This window comes from uncultured Campylobacter sp. (assembly GCF_938045225.1).
Classification (GTDB): Bacteria; Campylobacterota; Campylobacteria; order Campylobacterales; family Campylobacteraceae; genus Campylobacter_A.
Genome location: NZ_CALINL010000108.1, coordinates 1 through 4,656 on the forward strand (window position 1 = coordinate 1; position 4,656 = coordinate 4,656).

Below are 4,656 nucleotides of genomic sequence, written 5' to 3' on the forward strand. Positions count from 1 at the left end.
CTTTGGATTATGTGTATAATCTGGCTTTCAGCAAAATTGCAGAAATATCAGGAAAATGCGAAACCGCTATCCTTGAGCATTTCAAACTCAAAGAATCAATAGATGGTATTTTAGGGAAAGATTTTGAAACATCTCCTTGTTTTTTTCAGCTCAAAAAATATTACCCAGAGCTTTGTTATGATTTTGAAAAAAGACGCTGCAAGGATATAAAAACTCACATAGAAGGCAACATAAGTGAGGGAATAAAACAGGGAGTCTACCGAAGAAATCTGGATAAAACTTTTCTTGTCGCCCAGTTTATCGCGGGAAGTGATGCCATTGATTTGTATGAAAAATTCCCAGAAGAATTAGGAAAAAGTATATCAATGAAAGAGCACGATAACAAATTTTTAGAATTTTATCTAAGGTCAATCGTAACGCCAAAAGGTTTAGAAATAGTAGAAAATTTAATAAAAAAAGAAAATGAAATATAGTTTATCAATAGCTTTAGCGCTGATGAGCTTCTTCCCAAAATCGCAGGAAGAACTGACTCTCAGCAAAGCGGTTAATTATGCCCTAGAGCATAAAGCAGAGGCTGTAAAAGCCAAATTAGAATACGAAAACGCAGAGTACCAGATAGAGCAAGTGCGTGCGGCTACGCTTCCACAGGTGAATGTCACAGGAAGTCTCACATACAACCCTATTCTACAACAGTTGAGCTTCATGGGAAATCAAGTAAAAATAGGTAACCCATGGCAGACTTCGGCGGGAATTTCCGTTACTCAGCAGCTATTCAACCAAAGTGTTTTCATTGGTCTGAAAGCAGCAAAAACCACTCGTGAGTTTTATGCTATCAATCAGCAACTTACCAATGAAAACCTGATAGAAAAAGTTGCTACGGCTTACTATCAAGTTTATCAAACACAGCAGAAACTGAAAACTGTGGAGACCAACCTCAACAGCACTACCAAAACCAGAGACATCATAGATGGGCTGTTCAAAAGTGGTCTGGCGAAAAAAATAGATTTAGATAGAACCAATGTAGCAGTGAACAACCTAAAAGCCTCTAAACAGCAGATTTTAGAAGTGCTACAACTGCAAGAACATTCCCTGAAATTCATGATAGGAATGGACATCAATAAATCCATTGTGATGCCAGAGGACACCTTTGATGCTACGCCTGCCCTTCTAGGAAATGAAGCAAGTGTGGAGAACAGAACAGAAATCAAAGTTATCAATAAACAGCTGGAACTCTTGGAACTGGACAGAAAAGCTAAAAAAGCGGAATACTATCCTACTCTGGCGCTTTCAGGAAACTTTGGCTACACTGGTGTAGGGCAAAAATTCCCTTGGTTTAGTAAAGATGAACGCACATTCTACTACAGTGCAGCGAGCATCGGGCTAAGTCTAAACATCCCTATTTTCAATGGGTTTTCTACAAGAGCCAAACTTCGCCAAGCCGATGTAAACATCAGAAAAGCTGAAGTGGAAAAAAGAGAAGCAGAACTGGCAATCAGCCTAGATATAGAAAACGCTAAAACCCAGATTAACAATAGTTTAATCACTATCAACACTCAAAAAGAAAATGTGAATTTAGCGAAAAGTGTTTTGGAAAACACACAAAACAACTATAAATACGGGCTTTCTACGCTCACCGATTTATTGGATGCAGAAAAAGCCTACGCAGATGCACAAAATAACTACACCAACGCTCTGCTGGAATACAAAATAGCTGAAATAAAACTAATAAAATCAAGAGGAGAACTAAATACATTAACAAAATAAATTTAAATAAAAATTTTTTCTAGGAGAGTTAATATTCAACTACAAAAATTTGACGAATAGGAGCGAAGATGAGCGAGTACATCGAAAAAACGATGGAGTGGATAAAAAGAACCAATCCGGGCCAAGGCGTGTTCGTGCAGGCTGCGACCGAGGTGCTAAACAGCCTCGAGCCACTTATAAAAAAGGAAAGCAAATACCAAAAACACGCGATCTTAGAACGTATCGTTATCCCCGAACGAACGGTGATCTTTCGCGTCACGTATACGGGCGATGACGGTAGACCGCAGGTAAATAACGGCTACCGCGTGCAGTTTAACTCAGCCGTGGGCCCCTATAAAGGCGGCATCAGACTGCATCCTAGCGTCGATCTTGGCGTGCTAAAATTTCTTGGATTTGAGCAAATTTTCAAAAACTCGCTCACTGGCGTAAATATCGGCGGCGCAAAAGGCGGCAGCACCTTTGATCCAAAAGGCAAGAGCGAGGGCGAGATAATGCGCTTTTGCCAAGCATTTATGAGCGAGCTATACCGCCACATCGGCAACACCGTGGACGTGCCCGCAGGCGACATCGGCGTTGGCGCGCGCGAGATCGGCTATATGTTTGGGCAGTATAAAAAGCTCACGGGCAGGTTTGACGGCATACTAACGGGCAAAGGCCTAAACTGGGGCGGCAGCCTAGCGCGCACGGAGGCGACGGGATACGGGTTAGTTTATTTTACGCAAAACATGCTACAAAAAGCGGGCCTTGGGCTAGAGGGCAAAAAGTGTAGCATAAGCGGTAGCGGAAACGTCGCCATCTACACGGCAGAAAAGCTCTATCAAGTAGGCGCGCTGCCTATCACGGTTTCTGATTCAAACGGATACGTTTACGACGCGGAGGGCATCGATCTAGCGATACTTAAAGAGCTAAAAGAAGTGAGACGCGCGCGCCTTAGCGAGTACGTTAAATTTAGACCGAACGCAAAATACGTAAGCGTAAGCGAGTACAAAGAGGGCAGAAACGGCGTGTGGGACGTGCCGTGCGATGGAGCGTTTCCGTGCGCGACGCAAAACGAGCTTCACCTAGCCGACATAAAGACGCTTTATGCTAACGGCTGTCGCTTCGTGGCTGAGGGGGCAAATATGCCAAGCACGCTTGATGCGATAAATTTCATGCTCGCGCAAAAGGATTTTTACTTCGCTCCGGCAAAGGCGGCAAACGCGGGCGGTGTGGGCACGTCGGGCCTAGAAATGATGCAAAATGCCGGCATGACCGCGTGGAGCTTTGAAAAGGTTGATCACAGACTGCACGGCATAATGAATCATATTTTTGAGCTTAGTTACGAGACTAGCAAGGAGTTTGGCGACGAGGGAAATCTAGTACTTGGCTCAAATATCGCGGGCTTTCGAAAGGTAGCCGATGCGATGATAGATCAGGGATACGTGTAAATTTTGCCCTCAAAGGCTCGTTTTGTTGCGCTTTTGCAAACGAGTTTTTTTGGAGGGATTTTGCTTCGCTTTAGCAAGACTGCTTTAACGAAGCAAATTTTAATCATTTCTGGCGCGCAACGCGGAGAAAAATAAAAACCGCCTAAATTTGCTAGCTTTAAATTTAACGCCGAATTTACTAAAGGCGCAAACCTAGAGCCGTCAAATTTATAGAGACGCGCCGACTAAAACGCGCCAAGGCTCGGTCAAATTTTATAAGCCTCAAATTTAAGCTAAATTTGAGAGCAAATTTTACCAAACGACGAGCCGAGCCAAATTCGTCAAATTTGCAAGGCGGATACGCGCCTCACGCCTGCGACAAATTTACCCGCCCCGCCGCATATCCCTGCCCGCGTTCTTTTTGATTTCGCATAGCACAAATTTACGCCGCTGCTTGCTAGTATCTAGCGCTCACAGCGGATGCGTCAGGCAGCACTTTCTAGTTACTTGCTCGATGTACTCCACGCTCAAATTTAGCCCGTAAAGCTTACTAAGGTGTTCGCTCTCGATGATCTCGTCCACGGTGCCAAAAGCCACCTCGCCCCCGCCCTTAACCAGTGCCACGTAGCCGCCCAAAAGTACGGCAAAATCGGGGTTGTGAGTCGTTAGCACGATGGTGTAGCCTTGCTCTTTTAGCTGCTTAACGGTGCGCAGAAATTTATACTGATTGCCAAAGTCCAGCGCCGAGGTCGGCTCGTCAAACACGATGATCTCGGGCTTTGCGGCCATAGCGCGCGCGATCGAGCACATCTGCTTTTGCCCGCCGCTCATCTGAGTGATAAATTTATCCTCAAGGTGCGTGATTTCAAGCTTTGCGGTAAATTCCTTCGCGATCGCCGTGTCCTCCTCGCTAGGCCGCGCAAAGATGCCCAGATGCGCCGCTCGCCCCATCGTGATAAACTCAAGCCCCGTGTAGTCGTACTCGCAGATCTCGCTTTGAGCTACGTAGGCCATGATTTTGGCGCGCTCTTTGTTGCTGAGCTCCGCGCTATTTTTACTGCTGAGCCAAACTTCGCCCGAGTGCGGCGCCTGCGTACCGCTGATTAGGCTTAGCATGGTCGATTTGCCCGCGCCGTTTCGCCCGAGTATCGTTAGGATTTCGCCTTTGCCGACGCGTAAATTTACGTTTTCTAGCCTACCAGCGCCGTTTGGATAGGCGAAATTTAGATTTTTTACTTCTAACATCACGCGACCTTTTTGTTTCGCCAGAGAACCCAGACGAAAAATATCGTGCCGATAAAGCCCGTAAGTACGCCCAGAGGCACCTCGCTCACGCTGATCGTGCGCGCCAGAGTATCTACGAATAGCAAAAATATCGCACCCATAAATATACTAGCAGGCAGGCTGCGGGCGTTGTTCGCGCCCACTAGCATGCGCGCCAGGTGGGGCATCAGCAGCCCCACCCACGCCCCGATACCGCTCACGC

At 46.0% G+C, this 4,656-nt stretch carries 5 protein-coding genes; 3 read left to right on the forward strand and 2 right to left on the reverse strand.

Features of this window, described 5'->3' with window-relative positions; translation table 11 throughout:
* From Q0200_RS04390 to gdhA, 3 genes are all read left to right on the forward strand, one after another.
* Window positions 1–473, forward strand: a 473-nt coding sequence (locus tag Q0200_RS04390) for a hypothetical protein (RefSeq protein ID WP_297938197.1), incomplete at its 5' end; no start/stop codon positions are given.
* A complete protein-coding gene (locus Q0200_RS04395; RefSeq protein WP_297938200.1) occupies window positions 463–1,764 on the forward strand; it encodes a TolC family protein in 1,302 nt (433 codons plus the stop codon). The genes Q0200_RS04390 and Q0200_RS04395, both read left to right, overlap by 11 nt.
* Window positions 1,765–1,832: 68 nt before the next feature.
* Window positions 1,833–3,191, forward strand: a complete 1,359-nt coding sequence (gene gdhA, locus Q0200_RS04400; RefSeq protein ID WP_297938203.1) for an NADP-specific glutamate dehydrogenase — start codon at window positions 1,833–1,835, stop codon at window positions 3,189–3,191.
* A 450-nt stretch (window positions 3,192–3,641) separates the two neighbouring features.
* Here the strand turns inward: gdhA and Q0200_RS04405 are convergent, their stop codons facing one another.
* Together Q0200_RS04405 and Q0200_RS04410 are read right to left on the reverse strand one after the other, a co-directional pair.
* Complete coding sequence (locus Q0200_RS04405; RefSeq protein ID WP_297938205.1) at window positions 3,642–4,415, reverse strand: ABC transporter ATP-binding protein; 774 nt, start codon at window positions 4,413–4,415, stop codon at window positions 3,642–3,644.
* Window positions 4,415–4,656, reverse strand: a 242-nt coding sequence (locus Q0200_RS04410; protein WP_297938207.1) for an iron chelate uptake ABC transporter family permease subunit, incomplete at its 5' end; no start/stop codon positions are given. The genes Q0200_RS04410 and Q0200_RS04405, both read right to left, overlap by 1 nt.

Excerpts from the sequence above, each read along its gene's own strand:
- Q0200_RS04395 (WP_297938200.1), top strand. The coding sequence starts at position 463 with ATGAAATATAGTTTATCAATAGCTTTAGCGCTGATGAGCTTCTTCCCA.
- gdhA (WP_297938203.1), top strand. The coding sequence starts at position 1,833 with ATGAGCGAGTACATCGAAAAAACGATGGAGTGGATAAAAAGAACCAAT.
- Q0200_RS04405 (WP_297938205.1), bottom strand. The coding sequence starts at position 4,415 with ATGTTAGAAGTAAAAAATCTAAATTTCGCCTATCCAAACGGCGCTGGT.